The organism is Idiomarina piscisalsi, from assembly GCF_002211765.1.
Lineage (GTDB): Bacteria > Pseudomonadota > Gammaproteobacteria > Enterobacterales > Alteromonadaceae > Idiomarina > Idiomarina piscisalsi_A.
Genome location: NZ_CP022133.1, coordinates 1,499,440 through 1,520,139 on the forward strand (window position 1 = coordinate 1,499,440; position 20,700 = coordinate 1,520,139).

24 protein-coding genes and 1 riboswitch are annotated in these 20,700 nt (G+C 47.5%); of the genes, 9 read left to right on the forward strand and 15 right to left on the reverse strand.

What is annotated here, in order from left to right:
* Positions 1 to 29 precede the first annotated feature (29 nt).
* Positions 30 to 455 carry an MAPEG family protein gene (locus CEW91_RS07240; protein WP_088768340.1) on the forward strand — a complete coding sequence of 142 codons (426 nt, stop codon included), beginning with the start codon at positions 30 to 32 and terminating at the stop codon, positions 453 to 455.
* Positions 456 to 474: 19 nt separating this feature from the next.
* Here CEW91_RS07240 and CEW91_RS07245 read toward each other — a convergent pair whose 3' ends face one another.
* Positions 475 to 1,131, reverse strand: a complete 657-nt coding sequence (locus CEW91_RS07245; protein ID WP_088768341.1) for a Fe2+-dependent dioxygenase — start codon at positions 1,129 to 1,131, stop codon at positions 475 to 477.
* A 79-nt stretch (positions 1,132 to 1,210) separates the two neighbouring features.
* Here CEW91_RS07245 and CEW91_RS07250 point away from each other — a divergent pair, with 79 nt between their 5' ends.
* The 7 genes from CEW91_RS07250 to thiH all read left to right on the forward strand — a co-directional run bounded on the left by CEW91_RS07250 (position 1,211) and on the right by thiH (position 8,420).
* Positions 1,211 to 2,005, forward strand: a complete 795-nt coding sequence (locus tag CEW91_RS07250; protein ID WP_088768342.1) for a hypothetical protein — start codon at positions 1,211 to 1,213, stop codon at positions 2,003 to 2,005.
* A 104-nt stretch (positions 2,006 to 2,109) separates the two neighbouring features.
* Positions 2,110 to 2,224: riboswitch (TPP riboswitch) on the forward strand.
* Between the two features lie 90 nt (positions 2,225 to 2,314).
* Complete coding sequence (thiC, locus tag CEW91_RS07255) at positions 2,315 to 4,024, forward strand: phosphomethylpyrimidine synthase ThiC (RefSeq protein ID WP_088768343.1); 1,710 nt, start codon at positions 2,315 to 2,317, stop codon at positions 4,022 to 4,024.
* Entirely contained in the window at positions 4,021 to 5,541 is a 1,521-nt protein-coding gene (thiE, locus tag CEW91_RS07260) for a thiamine phosphate synthase (RefSeq protein WP_088768344.1), read from the forward strand. The genes thiC and thiE overlap by 4 nt, the downstream gene beginning before the upstream one ends.
* On the forward strand, positions 5,531 to 6,289 hold the full coding sequence (locus CEW91_RS07265; protein WP_088768345.1) for a HesA/MoeB/ThiF family protein: 759 nt from the start codon (positions 5,531 to 5,533) through the stop codon (positions 6,287 to 6,289). The genes thiE and CEW91_RS07265 overlap by 11 nt, the downstream gene beginning before the upstream one ends.
* The gene (gene thiS, locus CEW91_RS07270; RefSeq protein WP_088768346.1) at positions 6,273 to 6,473 is read left to right on the forward strand and encodes a sulfur carrier protein ThiS; all 201 of its coding nucleotides are present in this window, start codon (positions 6,273 to 6,275) and stop codon (positions 6,471 to 6,473) included. Before CEW91_RS07265 ends, thiS begins: the two co-directional genes overlap by 17 nt.
* 1 nt (position 6,474) lies before the next feature.
* A complete protein-coding gene (locus CEW91_RS07275; RefSeq protein ID WP_088768347.1) occupies positions 6,475 to 7,275 on the forward strand; it encodes a thiazole synthase in 801 nt (266 codons plus the stop codon).
* On the forward strand, positions 7,272 to 8,420 hold the full coding sequence (gene thiH, locus CEW91_RS07280) for a 2-iminoacetate synthase ThiH (RefSeq protein ID WP_088768348.1): 1,149 nt from the start codon (positions 7,272 to 7,274) through the stop codon (positions 8,418 to 8,420). The genes CEW91_RS07275 and thiH overlap by 4 nt, the downstream gene beginning before the upstream one ends.
* On the opposite strand, the gene CEW91_RS07285 is transcribed toward thiH, so the two are convergent.
* Genes CEW91_RS07285 through CEW91_RS07295 form a run of 3 tightly spaced genes read right to left on the reverse strand, consistent with a single transcriptional unit; the run spans position 8,371 to position 11,976 of the window.
* On the reverse strand, positions 8,371 to 9,048 hold the full coding sequence (locus CEW91_RS07285) for a hypothetical protein (protein ID WP_088768349.1): 678 nt from the start codon (positions 9,046 to 9,048) through the stop codon (positions 8,371 to 8,373). The two genes, thiH and CEW91_RS07285, sit on opposite strands and share 50 nt — an antisense overlap.
* Positions 9,002 to 10,294 (reverse strand): phosphopyruvate hydratase, encoded by a 1,293-nt coding sequence (gene eno, locus CEW91_RS07290; protein ID WP_088768350.1) that lies wholly within the window; start codon positions 10,292 to 10,294, stop codon positions 9,002 to 9,004. Before eno ends, CEW91_RS07285 begins: the two co-directional genes overlap by 47 nt.
* 44 nt (positions 10,295 to 10,338) lie before the next feature.
* The gene (locus CEW91_RS07295) at positions 10,339 to 11,976 is read right to left on the reverse strand and encodes a CTP synthase (RefSeq protein WP_088768351.1); all 1,638 of its coding nucleotides are present in this window, start codon (positions 11,974 to 11,976) and stop codon (positions 10,339 to 10,341) included.
* Between the two features lie 162 nt (positions 11,977 to 12,138).
* Here CEW91_RS07295 and CEW91_RS07300 point away from each other — a divergent pair, with 162 nt between their 5' ends.
* The gene (locus CEW91_RS07300; RefSeq protein WP_088768352.1) at positions 12,139 to 12,783 is read left to right on the forward strand and encodes a cation transporter; all 645 of its coding nucleotides are present in this window, start codon (positions 12,139 to 12,141) and stop codon (positions 12,781 to 12,783) included.
* Between the two features lie 23 nt (positions 12,784 to 12,806).
* Here CEW91_RS07300 and CEW91_RS07305 read toward each other — a convergent pair whose 3' ends face one another.
* The 11 genes from CEW91_RS07305 to rlmD all read right to left on the reverse strand — a co-directional run bounded on the left by CEW91_RS07305 (position 12,807) and on the right by rlmD (position 20,699).
* The gene (locus CEW91_RS07305) at positions 12,807 to 13,286 is read right to left on the reverse strand and encodes an RDD family protein (RefSeq protein WP_088768353.1); all 480 of its coding nucleotides are present in this window, start codon (positions 13,284 to 13,286) and stop codon (positions 12,807 to 12,809) included.
* Positions 13,287 to 13,345: 59 nt separating this feature from the next.
* The gene (locus CEW91_RS07310; RefSeq protein ID WP_088768354.1) at positions 13,346 to 13,927 is read right to left on the reverse strand and encodes a DUF2238 domain-containing protein; all 582 of its coding nucleotides are present in this window, start codon (positions 13,925 to 13,927) and stop codon (positions 13,346 to 13,348) included.
* Between the two features lie 9 nt (positions 13,928 to 13,936).
* Positions 13,937 to 14,302, reverse strand: coding sequence for a DUF488 domain-containing protein (locus CEW91_RS07315; protein ID WP_088768355.1), 366 nt, complete (start codon positions 14,300 to 14,302; stop codon positions 13,937 to 13,939).
* Between the two features lie 7 nt (positions 14,303 to 14,309).
* Positions 14,310 to 14,552, reverse strand: a complete 243-nt coding sequence (locus CEW91_RS07320) for a hypothetical protein (RefSeq protein ID WP_088768356.1) — start codon at positions 14,550 to 14,552, stop codon at positions 14,310 to 14,312.
* Positions 14,545 to 14,769: a hypothetical protein gene (locus tag CEW91_RS07325; protein WP_088768357.1), complete on the reverse strand. Its 225-nt coding sequence runs from the start codon at positions 14,767 to 14,769 to the stop codon at positions 14,545 to 14,547. The genes CEW91_RS07320 and CEW91_RS07325 overlap by 8 nt, the downstream gene beginning before the upstream one ends.
* A gap of 84 nt (positions 14,770 to 14,853) precedes the next feature.
* The gene (locus CEW91_RS07330) at positions 14,854 to 15,051 is read right to left on the reverse strand and encodes a hypothetical protein (RefSeq protein WP_088768358.1); all 198 of its coding nucleotides are present in this window, start codon (positions 15,049 to 15,051) and stop codon (positions 14,854 to 14,856) included.
* A gap of 12 nt (positions 15,052 to 15,063) precedes the next feature.
* Positions 15,064 to 15,534 (reverse strand): TonB family protein, encoded by a 471-nt coding sequence (locus CEW91_RS07335; protein ID WP_088768359.1) that lies wholly within the window; start codon positions 15,532 to 15,534, stop codon positions 15,064 to 15,066.
* A gap of 121 nt (positions 15,535 to 15,655) precedes the next feature.
* Complete coding sequence (locus tag CEW91_RS07340; protein WP_088768360.1) at positions 15,656 to 16,261, reverse strand: DUF5610 domain-containing protein; 606 nt, start codon at positions 16,259 to 16,261, stop codon at positions 15,656 to 15,658.
* An 80-nt stretch (positions 16,262 to 16,341) separates the two neighbouring features.
* A complete protein-coding gene (mazG, locus tag CEW91_RS07345) occupies positions 16,342 to 17,127 on the reverse strand; it encodes a nucleoside triphosphate pyrophosphohydrolase (RefSeq protein ID WP_088768361.1) in 786 nt (261 codons plus the stop codon).
* A gap of 17 nt (positions 17,128 to 17,144) precedes the next feature.
* Entirely contained in the window at positions 17,145 to 19,322 is a 2,178-nt protein-coding gene (relA, locus tag CEW91_RS07350) for a GTP diphosphokinase (RefSeq protein ID WP_088768362.1), read from the reverse strand.
* A 3-nt stretch (positions 19,323 to 19,325) separates the two neighbouring features.
* The gene (gene rlmD / locus CEW91_RS07355) at positions 19,326 to 20,699 is read right to left on the reverse strand and encodes a 23S rRNA (uracil(1939)-C(5))-methyltransferase RlmD (protein ID WP_088768363.1); all 1,374 of its coding nucleotides are present in this window, start codon (positions 20,697 to 20,699) and stop codon (positions 19,326 to 19,328) included.
* Between the last annotated feature and the right edge of the window lies 1 nt (position 20,700).

A 20,700-nucleotide genomic window follows, 5' to 3' on the forward strand; every position in this document is an offset into this window, starting at 1 on the left:
CATTAAAAATAATAACGAAGGAGATAACAATGAACGGATCTGAAACCTATTTACTATCTTACTGGGGCGTTTTTGCAGCTCTGGTTATTTTACTAGTTCAGTGGCTGGTCGCTAGTGGACGCAAAGCCAAACAACCCGGCGCCGTGCCGGGAAAGATTAACGAGTCACTGAGTCACGACTCGTTTGTTTTTCGTGCGCATCGAACCTTCATGAACTCACTTGAAAACTATCCTCTTATGCTGGGCACGACTTTTCTGGCGTTCTTTGTTGGCGCAAGTGCGTTCTGGACAGCGCTGCTGGTTTGGATATTTGTGGGTGCACGTCTTATTCACATGGTGCTTTACTACGTTATTGCCACTGAGAAGAACCCAAGTCCACGCAGTTACTTTTTTATGATTGGTCTGTTCGCCAATATCGCTTTGCTAATAGTTTGCGGTGTCACCTTAGCGGGCTAAAACAGTACTGTGGGCGGCATTAAATGTCCGCCCACTCTCTCATTAGGTTATGAAACACTTTCGCCAACCGATCAAAGTTTGCCGACTTACCGTTCGCCTCAAACTCGGCTTTCAAGGACTGCTCAACGTCAAACAAAAGCTCCCGGTGGCTGGGGTGTTTTATCACGCTTTGCACCCAGCCTATCATTGCCAGACGCGCCCCTTGGGTCACCTCATTAACCCGATGTAGGTAGTGGCTTGGGTATATCAATATATCCCCTTTCCCCAGCCGCCAGCTTCGCTCGCCGCTGGAGTCCTCAATAACCAGTTCACCGCCCTCAAAGGCTTCAGGTTCGGATAACCCCAACGTAAAAGAAATGTCAGTACGCACACCGTTCATTAAAGAGTCATCCATGTGGGTACCATAATACTGACCCGGCTCATAGCGGTTAATGCTGCAACGAGCCACATGTTTTGGTCGCATAGCCGACTGCACCAATGGGTTAGTATGGAGCTTTTCAAGCAATAAGTCGGTGGCTGCTTTGGCTTTTTTGCCGGTCAGTTGCTGATTGTTTTTAACCTCTTTGGCTGCCCAGCCCGCCGTGGCTTTACCGTCACTGAATTGTTCTGCAGACAGTCCTGCAATGAGATTGTCTATAACGACCTCATCAATCGCTTTTTGAACGTGAAATATCATAGCCTAAACTTGCGAATAGTTATCATTTCTGCAAATATACACCAGATCATTCTTTCAAAAAAGCACATAAGGTTTTTCTATGTTTGAGAAGAAAAAAGTTTGGGTTGGTGTTGGCAGCGTTTTAGCATCAACAATAGCCGCCTCAACCGTTAATGCAGCGCCATTAACTCAGCCAAACGCAGCACCGGCGTCTTTTATGACAGCCCCCATGGCGGAAGGCGAAATGGCCGCGCCTGAAATAGACTTAAGTTCCAATGACACCGCATTTTTAGCGCAGCTTGGGTTTATTCGCGGCCACCTTTGGGTTGGTATGAAGCTTTATGAGCAAGGCCACATTGAAATGGCAAAAACTCATATGAAGCACCCTGGCGATGAACTTTACGCAGGTCTCAAGAAAGCTTTTTCGGACCGCGGACAACCGGGCTTCGCCGATGAACTGGAAGCGTTAGCTGACAGCGTTATTAACGACAACAGCAAAGACGTTGTCATGAATAATTACAACGTACTGCTTGATACTATCAGCGCACACGAACCTATCGCCGATATGACAGCGAAAGGCGTGCTATTAAGCGTCGCTACTATGCTAATGGCAACCGCCGATGAGTACGCTGTGGGTATTCAGGAAGGTAAAGTTGCACAAGTACATGAATATCAGGACGCACTCGGCTTTAAAGAAATTGCACTGAACCGCTTAGAGCGAATCAATAGCGAAGAAGCCAAAAAAGCCTCATCGGCTATTGATGAAACTCGCAATGTGTTGAAGTCTTTAACAGACCTTTGGCCGACCATTACTCCGGAAGGTGAATTGCAAGGTGATGCCAGCAAAATCTATGGTGCGGCGTCTCGAATTGAGCTCGAAGCTCGCAGTATTTAAACAAGCCAAGAGAAGGTTCCGAAGAGTCGTTAATAAATTGATACAGCAGTAACTGTTCACACATTCGTTGTTGCAATAAGCTACGTATTTTGTTCCACTAAAAAAGAATCTTGTCGGAGTGCCTCGTTGCTTAAAGAGTAACAGGCTGAGACCGCAAAAGCGGGATCCGTTGAACCTGATCAGGCTAATACCTGCGAAGGGAACAAGAGAGCAGTGGCCAGGGAGTCTCCCCTTTTCAGCGCCATTGTTCCTTTCAACACTCCTGACAAGCATCTCTAAACCCTGTTATTTTTAGCTGGAGAGAATGCTATGTCATCAACTAATCGTCAAAACCGCCAACAAGCAGAATCGTTTTTAACGTCCGTTTCGGGCAGCTATTTTCCTAATTCAACCCGTGAATTTCTTCAAGGCAGTCAGCCTGATATTCATGTGCCATTTCGCCGTATTCATTTAAGCGAAACTTTGCATCAGCCAACACCAGGCGTAACGCCACCACCCAATTTACCCGTCGACGTTTATGATACATCCAGTGTCTATGGTGATCCTAACTCAGTCGTCGATGTAAAAACCGGACTCAAACCACTGCGATCAGGCTGGATAAGCGCGAGGGCTAAAAATGCCGACAAAAGCGGCGTGACACAGCTAGCCTATGCGCGCCGTGGCATTGTGACTCCCGAAATGGAATTTATTGCGTTGCGGGAAAACATGGGTCGGGAGCATTTAGACAACCCGGTAACCCCGGAATTTGTTCGTGATGAGGTTGCCAAAGGTCGCGCCATTATTCCGGCCAATGTGAACCACCCGGAATCTGAGCCTATGATCATAGGTCGCAACTTTTTAGTGAAAGTAAACGCGAATATCGGCAACTCATCGGTCAGTTCGTCGATTGAAGAAGAAGTTGAAAAGCTGATTTGGGCCACTCGTTGGGGTGCGGATACGGTAATGGACTTGTCGACCGGACGTAATATTCACCAAACCCGAGAATGGATTCTACGCAACAGCCCAGTCCCCATTGGTACCGTTCCTATTTATCAGGCACTGGAGCGCGTTAATGGTATCGCCGAAGACCTAACCTGGCCGATATTTAAGGAAGTGCTTTTGGAGCAAGCTGAGCAAGGCGTTGACTACTTCACTATTCATGCCGGCGTGTTACATGACTTTATCGAACTGACGGCTAACCGAGTGACGGGTATTGTATCGCGCGGTGGTTCGATTATGGCTAAGTGGTGCATGGCGCACCGTAAAGAGAGCTTCCTGTACGAACATTTCCGCGATATTTGTGAGATATGTGCAAAATATGATGTTTCGCTGTCATTGGGTGACGGCTTACGTCCGGGGTCTATTGCTGATGCCAATGACAAGGCTCAGTTCGCTGAGCTCCGTGTTTTAGGTGAGCTGACTACGATAGCCTGGGAATATGACGTACAAGTCATGATTGAAGGTCCGGGCCATGTCCCGATGCACAAAATTCAGGAAAACATGGACGAGCAGCTCAAACATTGCCATGAAGCGCCTTTTTATACACTCGGCCCCTTAACCACCGACATTGCCCCCGGCTATGATCATATTACGTCCGGTATAGGAGCCGCCATGATAGGTGCCTTTGGCTGCGCCATGCTCTGTTACGTTACACCGAAAGAACACTTAGGTTTGCCCAATAAAGAAGACGTTAAGCAAGGGCTCATTGCTTACAAAATTGCAGCACACGCCGCTGATTTAGCGAAAGGACACCCGGGTGCCCAGGCAAGAGACGACGCCATGTCCAAAGCTCGCTTTGAGTTTCGTTGGGAGGATCAGTTCAACCTCGCATTAGATCCTGTAACCGCGCGCAATTATCACGATGAAACCTTGCCACAGGAGTCCAATAAAACGGCGCAGTTTTGTTCCATGTGCGGTCCTAAATTCTGCTCCATGAAAATTTCCCATGAGGTAAGGCAGTATTCAGGGCATTTAGCGAATGAGCGCATCGATGTCACCTTTAAAGATGCAGCGGCTGATGAAGTTGGAGCTGAGTCATGACTGACGCACGCTCTGAACAGCCTGTGGTATGGACTATCGCAGGCTCTGACAGCGGTGGTGGAGCGGGTATTCAGGCCGATCTGCACACCGCTAGAAGCTTTGATTGCCACGGTTGCAGCGTTATTACTACAGTAACGGCACAGAATTCGGTCGCAGTAACAGGGTTGTATGAATTAAGTGATCAGGCGGTTAGCCAACAACTTAACTGTCTGCTGAAGGATATGCCTCCAGCGGCCATTAAAATTGGCTTGCTCAGTAACAGCGAGCAATTGGATGCCATTGTCGAATTTTTGAAAGCCTGGCCTAAAAACGTTGAGAAGCCTTTTGTAGTCTGGGACCCGGTCATGATCACCACCCAAAATGATCCGTTGTCGACCTTAACGCAAAAACAAAGCCATAGACTGTTAACGCTTGTTGACCTGATAACCCCCAATACTGATGAGGTGTCATGGCTGAGCGGCATTAGAGTCTCCGATAAAGAAAATGCTTTAACTGCTGCGTCAAAACTCGTTAACTTGGGTGCAAACGGTGTGCTGATAACCGGCGTCGAAGATGAGCTGCACGATAACGAAGCGATAGCTGATATTTACGTACCTAAAACGCCAATTTATGACCAACCGTATCTGACCTATTTACAGACGAAAGTGACAACCATTCATGACCACGGCACCGGCTGCACCCTCTCATCAGCAATTGCCGCCGTTTCAGCGCATGACTATCCGCTGGAAGACGCTCTGACACTGGCTAATGCCTATGTTCACAAGGGCTTACTGGAGGCAGCGGGGATTGGCAAAGGCCCAGGCCCGGTTGCTCATACTCGTTGGCCAAACAACCTTAAACACTTTCCGAATATACGGGCTACTAACCTGCCAGCGCCAACGTCAGCATTTCCAAAGCTCAGTAAGTCACCGAGTCTATACCCGGTTGTTGATTCCTTTGAGTGGGTTAAACATTTGCTGCAGCTGGGCATAAAAACCTTGCAACTGCGGATAAAATCCGCCCCCACGGAAGCGGTTGAGTTAGCGATAAAACGCAGTATCGAGCTGGCTCATTCGTATCAAGCACAACTGTTTATTAATGACCATTGGCAGCTTGCCATAAAACACGGTGCTTACGGTGTCCATTTAGGACAGGAAGACTTACAAACGGTGGATTTAGAAGCGTTACGCTCAAGTGAAGTTCGATTAGGAATTTCTACACACAGTTACACCGAGGTTCTTATCGCCCTGCAATACGCGCCATCGTATATTGCGCTTGGTCATATTTTCACAACCCAAACTAAGGAGATGCCGTCCAAACCACAAGGACTGGAGCGTTTGGTACGTTATGTCGCTTTATTAAAACCGACCGGTATACCTACGGTCGCTATCGGTGGTATTTCCAAAGCGCGCATTGCGAAAGTCAAACAAACCGGTGTTAACGGCATTGCTTTAGTTAGCGCCATTACAAAAGCCGCGAACACCGAAGCCGCCATTAACGAACTTCATCAAGAGTTGGAGGCTGCCCATGTTGACTGATCAACAAGCTCTGCGCTACAGCAGCAACCTACTTATTGGCTCCATTGGAGAAAGTGGACAGCAACGTTTACTGGACAGCCAAGTACTCATTATTGGGCTTGGAGGTTTAGGCACTCCTGCCAGTCAATATCTGGCGTCATCTGGCGTTGGCCAGCTGACACTCATGGATCACGATAAAGTATCGCTAAGTAACCTACAACGGCAAATGCTGTACAGTGGTTTGGATGTTGGCTTACCTAAAGTCACACAAGCTGCACAGCGCTTAGCCGATATAAATCCAGACGTCGATATAACAACATTATCGCAGGCGGCGTCCGAAGATACTCTGAGAGAGCACATTGGTACGTGCGATATCGTGCTCGATTGCACCGATAACCGTGACACTCGTTATCTCATTAACCGTTACTGCTATTGGTTCAACAAACCACTGATTAGTGGCGCTGCCCGAGGTTTTAACGGACAGGTCGTCGCTTTACATCCTGGTCACGATCATGGGTGCTATCAATGCCTTTACCCTACTGAAGTTAAAGAACCTCTGGACTGCAGTAACGCCGGCATTGCTGCCCCTGTCGTCGGCATTATTGGCGCCATGCAGTCGCTTCTTGCGATTCAATACTTAACACAACACGAATTGCCCTGGGGGTTGCTTCAGTCATTTGATGGTCTCGGTCACCAATGGCACGTAGCTGAATTACCCAAGTCAGCAACGTGCCCAATTTGCGGAGGTGAAAATGCAAATAACCGTTAATGGTAAACCAATGCGATTCGATGGCGTTTTGCGTTTGTCGGAGTTTTTTGAACATCAACAAATCAACACTGCTGCTATTGCTGTTGCCGTCAACGGCGTTGTTATCCATCGTGAGAATTGGCATGAACATAGGCTGAATCACGACGACTCATTGACCATTATTCAAGCGGTTGCAGGAGGGTAAAATGCTAACCATTGCGAATAAAACCTTTAGCTCAAGGTTGTTCATTGGTAGTGGCAAATACAGTAGCGCCGACGTAATGAAATCGTCTATTCGTGCGTCCGGCAGCGAACTGATTACGCTGGCCTTAAAGCGCGTTGACTTCAATCAGCCAACCGATGACATTGTCACTCCAATTAAGGAGTTGGGTCTCGATATATTGCCTAATACGTCGGGTGCAAAAACCGCTGACGAAGCCATTTACGCTGCAAGATTGGCACGCGAGGCACTGCAAACCCATTGGTTGAAGTTGGAGATACACCCTGATCCTAATTACCTACTGCCCGACCCTATCGAGACACTGAAAGCAGCCGAACAGCTGGTTAAAGAAGGCTTTGTTGTTATGCCGTACTGTGGCGCCGATCCCGTGTTATGCAAACGGTTGGAGGAAGTAGGCTGTGAGGCGGTAATGCCACTTGGTTCCCCTATCGGCTCTAACAAAGGGTTGGTCACCCGGGACTTCTTAAACATTATTATCGAACAAGCGTCAGTACCTGTTGTGGTCGATGCGGGCATTGGTGCTCCCAGCCATGCGGCTGAAGCCATGGAGATAGGTGCTGACGCTGTTTTGGTCAACACGGCCATCGCAACGGCACATGATCCGATAGCGATGTCCAACGCGTTTCGTCAGACCGTTGATGCCGGTAGAACCGCCTTCGAAGCCGGCCTTTCGGGCATAGTTTCGGGAACAGCCCCGAACAATCGCAACAGCTCAATGCATGCCCAAGCCTCCAGCCCACTGACCGAGTTTATAGAAACGTTATGAGCAACAGTTTTTACGATGTCTGGAAACAGCTTAGCTGGGATGACATGACGCTCAAGTTATACAGTTCAAACGCTGATGACGTAGAGCGTGCACTCAATAAGAACAGACTAAACAATGATGACTTTATGGCGCTGCTATCGCCGGCAGCAGAGCGTTATCTACCAGCCTTGGCTGAGCGATCGCAAATGCTCACGAGACAACGCTTTGGTAATACGTTACAGCTTTTCATTCCTTTGTATTTATCCAACTTGTGCGCCAACGATTGCAGCTACTGCGGCTTTTCAATGAGCAACCGGCTCAAACGAAAAACCTTGTCGGTGACTGAAATTGAACAAGAATGCCGCGCTATAAAGGCCAAGGGCTTTGATACCATTTTGATTGTGACCGGAGAACACGAGACCAAGGTCGGCATCGAGTACTTCCGGCAAGCCATGCCAATTATTAAACGTTATTTTAGTTACGTGATGTTTGAAGTTCAGCCGCTGTCTTTTCATGAATACAACCAGCTTCGGCAACACGGTTTAGACGCAGTAATGGTATACCAGGAAACTTATAGCTCTTTCACCTATTCCCAACACCATTTAAAAGGCAAAAAACGCGACTTCCGTTGGCGGCTTGAAACACCGGATAGGCTCGGTGCATGTGGCATGGACAAAATAGGTCTTGGATCGTTGATTGGACTGGAAGACTGGCGTATCGACAGTACCTTCACGGCAATACACCTCGACTATATGCGTAAACGCTACTGGCGCAGTCGGTATTCTTTGTCGTTTCCTCGTTTGCGCCCGTGTACTGGTGGCGTTTCAGGTGTGAAAGACATGACCAACAAACAGCTGGTACAGCTTATTTGCGCCTATCGATTACGGTTTCCCGATGTCGAGCTTAGCCTCTCAACCCGTGAGGAACAAAGTTTACGAGATGGTCTGTTCAGTTTAGGGGTGACTTCCGTCAGTGCAGAGTCCAAAACTCAGCCTGGTGGGTATGCTAATGAAAATGAGGAGCTAGAGCAGTTTTCTATCGACGATGGGCGTTCAGTTAATGAGGTGGCTAATGCGATAAAGGCAAAAGGATTACAGCCTGTTTGGACCGACTGGCTTAATGAGCTATCCGCAACGCCATCTGAAACTTTTTCCAGTCCAGAGTAGCAACCAATAACAGCTCGCGCAGCGTGAGAGTGCGCGGGTTAATTCGACCTTTGTGATTCCACTGATGTCCACAGCAAGCAGCTGTCATAATGCGTTTATTGGGTTTGAGTAAGGTGTCTTCTGCGTGCTCGCCCTGCCCGGCAAAGTCTAGCCAGCCTCGGTAGTTCAACCGCAAACGCTGCTTGTCTGTATCCACTCTATCAATGCTGTCGAGCATGATAGTCGTAAATTCCGGAGTTTTATAAAGTACCGGCACCACCAGACCTAACGCGGCATGCTTTGAGAACCAGGGAATTTGTTTTTCCGCTGAAGTACCCGATGAAGGTACTTTCGTTGGCTGCGGTGCCTGCCAACTAGCATTTTGAACGTCCAGCTTTAGCGGAGACTGCTTAGCGGCATTCAAACAGCCGTGAGCGGCATGACGTATATAGTGAGGTAAGCTGGCTAAACGGCGTTGTAGTGCAGCAACCGGCATGTCATCGACTTGCGACAGTTGCTGCAATTCGCGTTCATACAGCGCAGAGCACAGCTCGGCAAAGTCGCCTTGCTGTGCCAGCGGCTGAAATATGTCAGCTTGTTGATTAGCCAACGTTGACTTCCTGTCGTCCGCGGTAAGGCGCTTGGCCATTCAAATCGCCCTCTATACGCAATAATTGGTTGTACTTAGCAACCCGGTCAGAGCGGCACAGTGAACCCGTTTTAATTTGTCCGGCGGCTGTACCCACTGCTAAGTCTGCAATAGTGGCGTCTTCGGTTTCACCAGAGCGATGAGAAATAACCGCCGTGTAACCTGCTTCACGTGCCATTGCAATAGCTGCTAAGGTTTCTGTCAGGCTACCAATCTGATTAAATTTAATCAAAATTGAATTAGCAATCGACTTGTCGATGCCTTCTTTCAGAATACGCGTATTCGTCACAAACAGGTCATCACCGACCAACTGAACTTTGCTGCCCAGCTTTTCAGTTAAGACTTTCCAGCCGTCCCAGTCACTTTCGTCCAGTCCATCTTCAATAGAGATGATTGGGTAACGGTCGCAAAGCTCTGCCAGGTAGTCGGCAAACTCTTCCGCAGTAAATGATTTGCCTTCACCAGACAACTCATATTTACCATCACGGTAGAATTCTGAGGCTGCACAGTCTAATGCCAACGTAATGTCGCTGCCCATTTTGTAGCCCGCGTTTTCAACCGCTTCAACAATAACCTGCAAAGCTTCTTCGTTCGATGCCAGGTTTGGTGCAAAGCCGCCTTCGTCACCCACCGCCGTGCTTAAACCACGCTTCTGCAGAACCTTTTTCAGAGCATGGAACACTTCAGCGCCCATACGCAGACCTTCTTTAAAACTGTCCGCACCGACCGGTTGAATCATAAACTCTTGAATGTCGACGTTGTTGTCTGCGTGCTCACCGCCGTTTAAGATGTTCATCATTGCCAGTGGCATGCTGTATTTACCGCTGGTGTTGTTCAGATTCGCAATGTGCTCATAAAGCTCAACGCCCTGACTCAACGCTGCTGCTTTAGCTACCGCCAAAGACACCGCTAAAATGGCGTTTGCGCCCAGCTTTTCTTTATTGTCCGTGCCGTCTAACTTCAACATGATGTTGTCGATAGCGTTCTGGCTGTCAGCGTCTTTGCCCATTAGAGCTTCAGCAATCGCGCCGTTTATGTTTGCCACTGCTATCTGTACGCCTTTGCCTAAATAGCGTGATTTGTCGCCGTCACGCAGTTCTAATGCTTCGCGTGAGCCGGTTGACGCACCACTCGGTGCTGCGGCACGACCCATGTGACCTGACTCTAAATACACATCGGCTTCAACGGTTGGGTTACCGCGAGAATCCATAATTTCGCGACCAACAACTTTAACAATCTTGCTCATTCTTCAATCCTGTTTAATGCGTAACGTTTCGTTAAGTGACTCAGTTAAGCCATGCGCTCTTTGCGGAATTTACCCGCGGCTTCAATAAAGCCTTTAAATAACGGGTGTCCGTCGCGAGGCGTTGATGTGAACTCTGGATGGAACTGCACCGCCACAAACCATGGGTGGTTCGGGTTTTCCAGAATTTCAACTAACTGCTTGTCGTGCGAGTAACCGGTAATTTTTAAGCCCGCTTTTTCCAACGGCTCAATGTAATGATTGTTCACTTCGTAGCGATGACGGTGACGCTCTTCAACCACTTCTTTGCCGTACATTGCAAGCGCTTTTGACCCTTTTTCCAAGTGGCATTCCTGTGACCCAAGGCGCATGGTACCGCCTAAGTCAGAGTGCTTATCGCGCAGTTCCTTCTGCCCGTTTGCATCCATCCACTCAGTGATAAGACCCACAACAGGATCGCTACAACTTTCGTCAAATTCAGTGCTGTTCGCGCCCGTTAAGCCCGCAACGTTGCGTGCAAACTCAATCATGGCCACTTGCATGCCTAAACAAATACCTAAGTAAGGAATATTGTTTTCACGCGCGTATTTCGCGGCAATCAGCTTGCCTTCAATACCACGATCACCAAAACCACCAGGAACCAGAATCGCGTCCACATCTTCTAGCTTGGACGTACCCTTGGTTTCTAAGTCTTGTGAGTCGATGTAACGAATATTAACGGTTAAGCGATTTTTAAGCCCCGCATGCGCCAGCGCTTCGTTTACCGACTTGTAGGCATCCGGCAGTTCGACGTACTTACCGACAAAACCGACAGTTACTTCACCATTCGGGTTCGACTCCTGATACAGAACCTCTTCCCACTCGTGCAAGTCAGCTTCAGGACAGTCTAAACGGAAGCGGTGCGTCACAATTTCATCCAGCCCCTGCGCTTTTAGCATAGACGGGATTTTGTAAATACTGTCAACGTCGCGTAAGCCGATGACTGCACGCTCTTCTACATTGGTAAATAGAGCAATTTTCGAGCGTTCAGACGCCGGCAATGAACGGTCAGAACGACACACCAGAACGTCTGGCTGGATACCAATAGAACGCAGTTCTTTTACCGAGTGCTGAGTTGGCTTGGTTTTCACCTCACCTGCTGCGCCTAAGAACGGCACTAAGGTCAGGTGCATAAATAAAGTATGGTCACGACCAATTTCCGTGCCTAACTGGCGAATAGCTTCCAGGAAAGGTTGAGACTCTATATCACCTACCGTGCCGCCAATCTCAATGATGGCAATATCAAAGCCTTCGCTGCCTTCAATAACACGGCGCTTAATTTCGTTGGTGATGTGCGGAATGACCTGAATGGTCGCCCCTAAAAACTCTCCTTTACGCTCACGGCGAATAATGTCTTCATAGACACGGCCGGTGGTAAAGTTGTTGTTGCTGGTCATGCGAGTACGAATGAAACGCTCGTAATGACCAAGGTCAAGGTCGGTCTCAGCCCCGTCTACGGTAACGAATACTTCACCGTGCTGAGTCGGGCTCATGGTGCCTGGATCTACGTTAATGTAGGGGTCCAGTTTCATGATAGTTACGTTTAAGCCCCGTGCTTCAAGAATTGCCGCCAAGGAGGCTGCAGCAATGCCTTTACCCAGCGAGGATACAACTCCGCCGGTTACGAAAATATAGTTTGTCGCCATGTGATACCCAGTTGGTCAGGTCGAATTTGGGATTGCTTTAAGACGGGAAAGTAGTATACCGAAAGTCGGTCATGACGACAAATGAAAAAGCACGCAACCTAGTCTTTAACTACGTCGATTTGCTAGTATACCGCCAGCAAAAGTCTATTTAGGAGTTCGTTTATGTCATCCTGCTGCGGCAGTTCATGTGCTACCACACAAGATCATATCGATAAATCACAGCGAAAACTGCTTTGGACGGTGTTAGTCCTAAACGGGGTTATGTTTTTCGTGGAGTTCATTGCCGGTTGGTTAGCACAGTCCAGTGGACTTATTGCCGATTCGCTTGACATGCTGGCCGATACACTCGTTTATGCCGTGAGTTTATACGCGGTTGGTAAAGCCATTAAATACAAAGCCAACGCAGCTATTTTTAATGGTACGCTGCAAACTTTATTAGCATTATTAGTGTTAGCAGACGTACTCCAGCGTTTAGTTTTTGGCAGCCAACCCAATGCCAACATGATATTGTGGATTGCGGGTTTAGCACTGCTGGTTAACGTCGCTTGCTTTGCCCTTCTTTACAGCTCCCGCAACGGTGATATTAATATTCGCGCCAGCTGGATATGTTCTCGCAACGACATGCTCATGAACACCGGTGTCATTGTTTCTGCGCTTTTGGTCGCTCAGCTCAATATGGCCTGGCCCGACTTAGTGATAGCCACAATAATTGCCGTCGTTGTGTTGCGTTCTGCAATACGCATTATTCGCGATGCGCGAGCAGTAAAAGCAGGTGATAAAGCCGATATTTCAGGGTGTTGTGGTTAAAAAACCCAACACCCGACATCGTATTAACTAAGTTGGTCGTTTGATTGATCTATATCTTCGAATTTAAACGGCCCTTTAGTTTCACTTCTGACAACCACACTGCCCGCTAACAGATCATGCCAACCTTGCTTGCGCTTCGCCCATCCAATCCAGAAAAAACCAAAAAATAACGGAATAGCCGCTGGAATATAAGCAAAGTAACGGCCAATTGCCTTACCTACGCTCAGCTTGTCACCCGTTTTTTCGTCAACAACGCGCAGCTTCAGTAACATTTTCCCCGGCGTACCTAAATACTTCACCCAGAAGAAAACCGTAAGAACCACAGGTAAAATGTAATTTAATAATAAGTCCCAGAAACCATAAATCATTTCATTGCCTTCCCAATAAACCTGTCCATAAATAAACGATGTTGGTAAAGCGAAAACAATGAGCATAATGATTGAATCAATGATGACCGCTAGTAGTCGAATCCAAAAACCGGCGTATTGTGCGTGTTGTTCCATAAAGACGCTCCTTTTATTATCTTGATTCAGGAACAATTAAATGTTCACTCGTATAAATTTTATAACTTGTTCAGTTGATTATCGTGATAATGCGACAGTAGAAGTACTGAAAGAATCGCGCCAAGTAAGGCAAACCCCATGTCAGATTGGGTATCCCAAGCGTAACCCTGAGTACCAAGAAAGGCTTCAGCATCCTCGCCGGTTGCAAGGGCAACCCACCATTCCAGTAACTCGTAAAAGGCGCTAAAGGCCAGGCATATTGAAACTATAATAATGTTGCGCCAGACAGCCCCGTTCACAATATTTTTTCGAATTAATATTTCTCTTGCCAATAGCGCAGGCACAAAGCCCTGAAAGAAGTGACCTAACTTGTCATAGTTATTTCGTTCTGCGCCGAATAATCCGTCAAAAAAAGGTACTTCCGCGTATGTGTAGTGTCCGCCCACCATTAAAACCACACAATGCGCCAGAATGAGTGCGTACAGCAAAGGTGTTAAACGAAATGAATTATAGGTGAGTGCCAACAGCACAGCCCCAATTACCGCCGGAGCTACTTCGAGCAACCAGGTAAACGGGTCTTTAGGGTTAATACCCGACCAGACTAAAACTATGGTAAAAATCACTACCCAGAGGTATTTAATGAGAGTCTCCTAGTTACATTGCTCAGAGTGCAGCTTATTCAAATACTCTTTCAGCACTACGGCATTGTTGTGTTCAGTATCTTTAGAAGAATACAACAGTGTGACTTTTTCGCTACTAGCCCTGCTGGCCAGCTCGCGTAAGTCCTCTTTGTGTTCTTTTAATTCAGACAAATACCGATTGCGGAACTCGCCCCACTCAGAGCGGTTACTATGAAACCATTGACGAAGCTCATCGGACGGCGCTATGTCTTTTATCCATTCATCAAGTTTAGCTGCGTCTTTTGAAATACCGCGAGGCCAGAGCTTATCCACTAAGACTCGGTAACCGTCGTCAGATGATGCTTCGTCATAGATGCGTTTGAGCTGGATAGTCATATTCTAACTATTCCTTGTTCTTAGTTTTTCTTCGAAACAACTTAAATACTTGCTGATATAGCCATGAGACAGCCACTGCAATTGTCACAAACACGCCTAAATCAATTAGGAAGTTCGCGATATCAAAGTTATCGCTGAGTGGGTTGTATTTTGAACCTAAGCTATACATAAGTGCTTCAGTAAGAATCACAGCGATAATAATAGGTACAATAGTAGACCCAAATGGCCGTCGGGCAGTTGGTTCACCCATGGCTATGCTCCCGAATATCCGTTAGCACGTTCTTCACTAAATTTGCACATGCACCAACAATAATTATCGGCATCAGAAAAATAAGCAGGTAATTCATATCTCCGGCAAACATCGAAATGATTTGAATAAAAACGACAGGCACTACCGCTAGAAATACAGCAAACCCTGTGTGTTTTTTAATAATTGAGTTGAGCTCTTTCTGGGTTAAGTTAAACACGGTATTCCCCTGCCTTTATCACCAACAGATATAAACCTGACGTATTCATAATCTCCACTAAGAACTCTCCGCTTCAAGTGCTTTTCATTTTCGATAAGGCTGAATTAAGAGCCTCCAGACCCAATAGCCAGTTGCAATTGCATAAAGCACATTTTTACCTAAAAACATCCAGTCAAAACCGGTATCAGGCCAAAAGAACACGATATCAATTACTGCTACAGTAAAAACAAGCAAACAAATACCCGCAAATAGATTCAAGAGAGGCTGTTTTAAAGACGTCATTACTTCCTCCTGTTACTGAACCATCATTCCACGTGAATAAATAATATCTTCACCCGGGCAAGAGTATTCTGGCTCTATTGTTGAGCAGGACTGGTTAGCTTTATCAAAACAGAAATCGAAGCGCGTTTGTGTTTTTACTGGCTCAGAGGTAACGTTTTTGGGCAGCTCACCCCACTTCCAGTTAGTAACAACGTCTTTGGCTGCAGTAGAGAAGTGTTTGTTCGTCGACTTAACAACCACGATGTCTCTGATATTATTCTCAGGCGTTATTACGTATTCAACAGTAGCGCAACCTTCTAGCGAATTAATAACGGCTTGCTGAGGATATCTTGCCGGGAACCGTTCTAATTGCGCCCACTTAGATTTGCCAAGTTCATTATCCACAACCGGTAAGTTGGGATACTCAATGTTAGAGCTAGTGGTTGCACAGCCACTAATTACTAAAATGCTGAATAAAGAAACAACGCTAAAGTGTTTAGTCATACCACTTCCTATGTGCTGTATAAAGTAGTCTCGCTCAGCACAAATAAAGCGCTAAGCGAGTCGTTATAAAAACGTTAACTACGATAATTTCTTTGACTCAGAAAAGCAAACAGGTGGCTACCTATCTTTGGTCGTCAGTTTCCCCATCAGAATCCCCCTGTTTCTTGGCTTCTTCAAGTACCAGCTCGCGGAAACTTTCAAGGCCTTGCTCTATTAGCTTATAGGTTTCATCAGCATCGCTTTCCACTTTGCCTTCGTAGACTTGTAAGCCTTGCAAAATAGTAACCGCGTCTTTAAAGCCTTTGTCGATGCCGCCTTTTATGAGCTCCAGAAAGTTATTCAGCGTTTCCTCTGTAGAGTCGCCTTCATTTAACTCTTTATAACGGCTGTAAAAGTTGGTGGCAAAGGAAACAATGCGATCAGCCGTGGCTTTAGGGGATGTATCGACGCCGGATTCGTAAATTTTCTTAGCTGCGTTCTTGCCCATGACAGGCTCAAGCTCGGCATTAATACCTTCGAGGGCGGTCTTGTACAGTAAGCTTAATGAATCATTATTACTATTTAATGAGACCTTTTCATGCGCCGCTAATATCGCAGCGTTATAGGCTTTTTTCGATTCTGCTTTTGCGTCTTTAACATCGCGGTTATCGGCGTTAGCTTCTGCTCTTACGCTATTAGGATTAGGCTTGCCAGAGCCTGTTACGGAGTTGGTTGGATTAATAGGCATGATGGTGTTCCTGCAAAACCGGCTATCACTGACTTTCAGTATAGTCCGTAACCGTATTATCGGCAGGTTTTGATTAAAATTTACACCTTCTTAGCTTGTAGCCACAGGGCTTCTAGCTCATCCAAGTTGCAGTCAGACGGGCGTTTGTCCTGCTCGCTGAGGCGTTGCTCTATATTTTGGAAGCGGCTTTTGAACTTTTCGTTGGCGCGTTGTAATGCGGCTTCAGGGTTCACTTGTTTGTGGCGTGCGAGGTTTACGACAGCGAACAGCAAGTCACCAATTTCTTCTTCAATATGCGCTTGCTCTGTCGCGTCTTTTACTTCCTGTATTTCTTCTTCGATTTTGTCGTATACCGGTTCAGCTTCTGGCCAGTCGAAACCGACGGAGGCCGCACGCTTTTGTAGTTTCGCGGCTTTTAAAATGCTCGGTAATTGACTGGGTATGTCTTCAAATACGGAGCCACGAGCGTTTTTCTCAGTACGCTCCTGTTGCTTTATTTGTTCCCATTGGGCTTTAATTTCAGCGTCAGACAGGTTGCGTTCAGCATCACTCCCAAATACATGAGGGTGGCGGCTAATCAACTTATTGGCGGTATGCGCTGCAATGTCGTCAAACACAAAGTCGCCCTGCTCTTTCGCGAGCTGTGCATAAAACACCACCTGGAACAGCAAGTCACCCAGCTCGTCTTTAATCGCAGCCATGTCACCCGACTGAATCGCGTCAACCACTTCGTAAGTTTCTTCTATAGTGTAAGGCAGCAGTGACTCAAAGCTTTGCTTTAAGTCCCAGGGGCAACCGCCCTCGGGGTCGCGCAACCGACGCATGACTTCTGTTAATTCGGCGACACCGTTAAATTCACTCGTCATTAAAAAACCTTTAGGGCTTACACCCGTTGTACCTGTTCAACACCATTAATTTGCCGTAAGCGCTGACTAATACGCTGCAGGCTCTCGTTATCTTTTACAGCCAAAGCCAATACTACTGTGGCGGTTTGAGACTGGCTGTCAGCATCGCTGTCCATTTGCATAACAGCAGCTTTTTCGTTTGCCAACACGCTGGTAATGTCGTGCAGCAGCCCGCTGCGGTCTAACGCTGAAATGCGGAGCTCCGCTCGATAATCCTGATGCGTCTGACGGGGCCAACTAACTTCAATGCCCCGCTCCGGATGCTGATTCAGCAAGTGCGCTAACTGCTCACAGTCACGTCTGTGTACCGACACGCCGCGCCCCTGCGTAATAAACCCCCGTATTGGCTCGCCCGGTAATGGCTCGCAACACTTCGCAAATTGCATCATGAGGTTACCAATACCTTCAATAACCACTTCAGACGTGCTGCCGACCTTACGCTTGGTGACTTTAGTGCGCTTCTTAATTTGCTCGACTTTTTCAGCTTCGGTTGTTTCCGGCTTGAGCTGGTTAACAACCTGATGCAAGCGCACATCACCGGCTCCAATGGCAGCCAATAAGTCGTCTAGGTTACTGACATTAAAGCGTGCTAAAACGTCTGTGGCTTTATGCAGCGGAATGCCGTACTTCTGTAGCTCGTTTTCCAGCAGCTCTTTGCCCGCGTGTAGGTTTTTATCCCGGTCTTCTTTTTTAAAGTAGGTATGAACCTTGGCTCTTGCCCGCGAGGAATGTAAATACCCCAGCTGCGGGTTTAGCCAGTCGCGGCGTGGTTGTGCGTTTTTCTGAGTCAGAATTTCAACACGATCGCCGTTTTGTAACTGATAAGTAAAAGGCACAATGCGCCCATCAATTTTGGCGCCAATGCACTTATGTCCAACCTGGCTGTGAATGTAATACGCAAAGTCGAGCGGCGTTGAGCCCATAGGTAAGTCCATAACCTCACCTTTCGGCGTAAACACATACACCCGGTCTTCAAAGACTTGCGAGCGAATTTCGTCAACCAAGCCTTCGCTACCGGCCATGTCTTCATGCCACGCCAGCAGCTTACGTAGCCAGGCAATTTTATCCTCAAAACCGTGACGTTTGCCGGTTGCCGGACCTTCCTTGTACATCCAGTGTGCGGCGACCCCCAATTCAGCATCGTCATGCATCTCATGCGAGCGAATTTGAATTTCGACACTTTTGTCTTCGGGCCCGACCACTACCGTATGAATTGACTGATAGCCATTCGGCTTGGGTGTGGCTATATAGTCGTCGAACTCAGACGCAATATGTCGCCAGCGCGAATGCACAACGCCCAGCGCGGCATAGCAATCTTTTAAGTTGTGCGTGAGTATACGGACCGCACGTATGTCAAATAGCTGTTCAAATTGCAGATGTTTTTTCTGCATTTTGCGCCAAATCGAATAAATGTGCTTAGGCCGACCATAAACTTCGGCCTGTATTTGTTGCTCATCCAGCGCGTTTTGCAGGTCAGCAACAAAGTTTTCTATGTATTGCTCTCGGTCTGTACGACGCTCATGTAAGCGTTTGGCTATGGTTTTGTAGGTGTTCGGGTGCAAATACCGAAAGGCTATGTCTTCCAGCTCCCATTTAAGCTGACCTATGCCCAAACGATTGGCTAAAGGGGCGTATATTTCTGAACATTCTTTGGCAGCTAAGACTCGTGTCTCTTCGTCGGCGTTTTTCACTTCGCGCAGGTAGCAAATACGTTCTGCAAGCTTAATGAGCACCGCTCGCACGTCTTCCACCATAGACAGCAACATACGTCGTACATTGTCTATTTGTGTGCCGTCTGGCTGACCATGCTGAAAATGCTGTAAGTCACCAATGCTTTGCATTTGCTGTACGTTACGCAACAGCACAATGAGCGTTTTCGATTGTTTGCCGGTGAGCTTATCGAGGTCGAGCTTACCGGATTCCAGCAATGGTACGTACAGCGCTGCCAGCAGCGATTCCGCGTCAAGCTTAAGCGGCGCCAGAATCTCGACCATTTCCTGACCTTTTAGCAGTGCGGCTTCTTCTTTTGGAAATTGTTGTTTTAACTGCTCTAAGGTACTTTCCAGTGGCTCAGGATCACTCACAGCGCTCAGCCAATGCTGATCACTGTCTTTGTACTTGGGATCATCCACGTGGGTACTGCGTACATGGACCATGACTTACGACGCTCGCTCCAGACAAACCATGGTTTCAATGTGATGCGTTTGCGGGAACATGTCAACTGTGCAGAGCTTGCTAATACGGTAGTCGGAGGTCTTTTTGTTGCTTTTTAGACCAACAATAGCGGCAACGTCTCGCGCGAGTGTGTCCGGCGCGCAGGAAACGTAAACAATACGCTCTGGCCGTTGTTCTGGCTTCAACTTTTTCAGCAATTTCATAACGCCTTCTGCGCCGGGTCTTGCCGGATCTAAACACCATAAGTCTGCCGGTTCGGCTAAGTCAGGCGACGTAATATCATTAAGATCTGCCGCTAAAGCATCTAAATTAGTAAGCTCGTTAACTTCGGCGTTACTGCGCGTTTGCTCCGCCATGCGATACACACCTTCCACAGCCAGCACTGACTGAGCGCGGCGCGCTAGAGGAACGCTGAAATTACCAATACCCGCAAAAAAGTCGTACACACGTTGTGTTTTTTCCGGCGCAAGCCAGTCTATCGCCTGCTGAACCATACGTTCATTAATACCACCATTAACCTGTAAAAAATCTCCGGGTTGAAAGTAAAGCTTGTCGCCGTCTATGGAAGTATCAAAAGGTAAACTTGCATTGTTCAGAGGCGTTAATTCGCTGTCGCTTTGCAGCCATATATCGATATTCTGCTCTGCCTGCCAGTTCTCAAGTGACTGTATAGCCTCTTTTGTCAGGTCGTCCGTTATACGTAACAAAATGACCAGCTTATTCGTTTGAATCGCTTCTAAATGCCCCAGCTTCGTTGCAATACTTGAGGTGTTTAGCACTGGATACAACCTATTCACTACTTGCAATAAACTTTCTTCAGCCACTAAGCAGTCTTCAACCGCAACAATCTGGTGGCTTTGCGCTTCCCGAAAACCAATAAGTAGTTTTTGTTCTTTACCGAGCCAGCGGATGGCCAGGCGGACACGCCGACGATATCGAGTCGGCTCACTCACTAATGGTGCTTGCCAGGGAAGGGGTTCAGTCGTAGCGTCAAACACACCGAACTTCTGAAACAACTCTTCCACCACTTGCTGTTTGTGGCTCTGTTGGTAGCTTTCATCGACATGCTGAAAGTCACAACCACCGCATTGCTCATAATATTTGCAGGGCGCATCACGACGGTCTGTGCTTGGCTCCAGAATGCGTTCAAGCGTACCACTGTGTTTGCCGGTGGTTTTGTACTGAATGACCTCGCCGGGTAAAGCGCCCATAATAAAACGGGTTTGTGGTTTTCTGCCCGCTTCTTTCCCAGAGCCGCGAACCACCGCTCGCGCCTGATGATCAAGCCCAGAGACTTGAGCCTTAAGAGTTTTACTAACGGCTTTGCCACGCTTTTGCGGCTTAAAAAATTGCGCCATT

Coding starts and splice junctions, on each gene's coding strand:
- thiC (WP_088768343.1), top strand. CDS start 2,315: ATGTCATCAACTAATCGTCAAAACCGCCAACAAGCAGAATCGTTTTTA.
- eno (WP_088768350.1), bottom strand. CDS start 10,294: ATGAGCAAGATTGTTAAAGTTGTTGGTCGCGAAATTATGGATTCTCGC.
- CEW91_RS07335 (WP_088768359.1), bottom strand. CDS start 15,534: ATGACTAAACACTTTAGCGTTGTTTCTTTATTCAGCATTTTAGTAATT.
- CEW91_RS07315 (WP_088768355.1), bottom strand. CDS start 14,302: ATGACTATCCAGCTCAAACGCATCTATGACGAAGCATCATCTGACGAC.
- CEW91_RS07295 (WP_088768351.1), bottom strand. CDS start 11,976: ATGGCGACAAACTATATTTTCGTAACCGGCGGAGTTGTATCCTCGCTG.
- relA (WP_088768362.1), bottom strand. CDS start 19,322: ATGGTCCATGTACGCAGTACCCACGTGGATGATCCCAAGTACAAAGAC.
- CEW91_RS07305 (WP_088768353.1), bottom strand. CDS start 13,286: ATGGAACAACACGCACAATACGCCGGTTTTTGGATTCGACTACTAGCG.
- CEW91_RS07330 (WP_088768358.1), bottom strand. CDS start 15,051: ATGACGTCTTTAAAACAGCCTCTCTTGAATCTATTTGCGGGTATTTGT.
- CEW91_RS07265 (WP_088768345.1), top strand. CDS start 5,531: ATGTTGACTGATCAACAAGCTCTGCGCTACAGCAGCAACCTACTTATT.
- CEW91_RS07300 (WP_088768352.1), top strand. CDS start 12,139: ATGTCATCCTGCTGCGGCAGTTCATGTGCTACCACACAAGATCATATC.
- CEW91_RS07285 (WP_088768349.1), bottom strand. CDS start 9,048: ATGGCCAAGCGCCTTACCGCGGACGACAGGAAGTCAACGTTGGCTAAT.
- CEW91_RS07240 (WP_088768340.1), top strand. CDS start 30: ATGAACGGATCTGAAACCTATTTACTATCTTACTGGGGCGTTTTTGCA.
- thiS (WP_088768346.1), top strand. CDS start 6,273: ATGCAAATAACCGTTAATGGTAAACCAATGCGATTCGATGGCGTTTTG.
- CEW91_RS07245 (WP_088768341.1), bottom strand. CDS start 1,131: ATGATATTTCACGTTCAAAAAGCGATTGATGAGGTCGTTATAGACAAT.
- CEW91_RS07250 (WP_088768342.1), top strand. CDS start 1,211: ATGTTTGAGAAGAAAAAAGTTTGGGTTGGTGTTGGCAGCGTTTTAGCA.
- thiH (WP_088768348.1), top strand. CDS start 7,272: ATGAGCAACAGTTTTTACGATGTCTGGAAACAGCTTAGCTGGGATGAC.
- thiE (WP_088768344.1), top strand. CDS start 4,021: ATGACTGACGCACGCTCTGAACAGCCTGTGGTATGGACTATCGCAGGC.
- CEW91_RS07340 (WP_088768360.1), bottom strand. CDS start 16,261: ATGCCTATTAATCCAACCAACTCCGTAACAGGCTCTGGCAAGCCTAAT.
- CEW91_RS07275 (WP_088768347.1), top strand. CDS start 6,475: ATGCTAACCATTGCGAATAAAACCTTTAGCTCAAGGTTGTTCATTGGT.
- rlmD (WP_088768363.1), bottom strand. CDS start 20,699: ATGGCGCAATTTTTTAAGCCGCAAAAGCGTGGCAAAGCCGTTAGTAAA.
- mazG (WP_088768361.1), bottom strand. CDS start 17,127: ATGACGAGTGAATTTAACGGTGTCGCCGAATTAACAGAAGTCATGCGT.
- CEW91_RS07320 (WP_088768356.1), bottom strand. CDS start 14,552: ATGGGTGAACCAACTGCCCGACGGCCATTTGGGTCTACTATTGTACCT.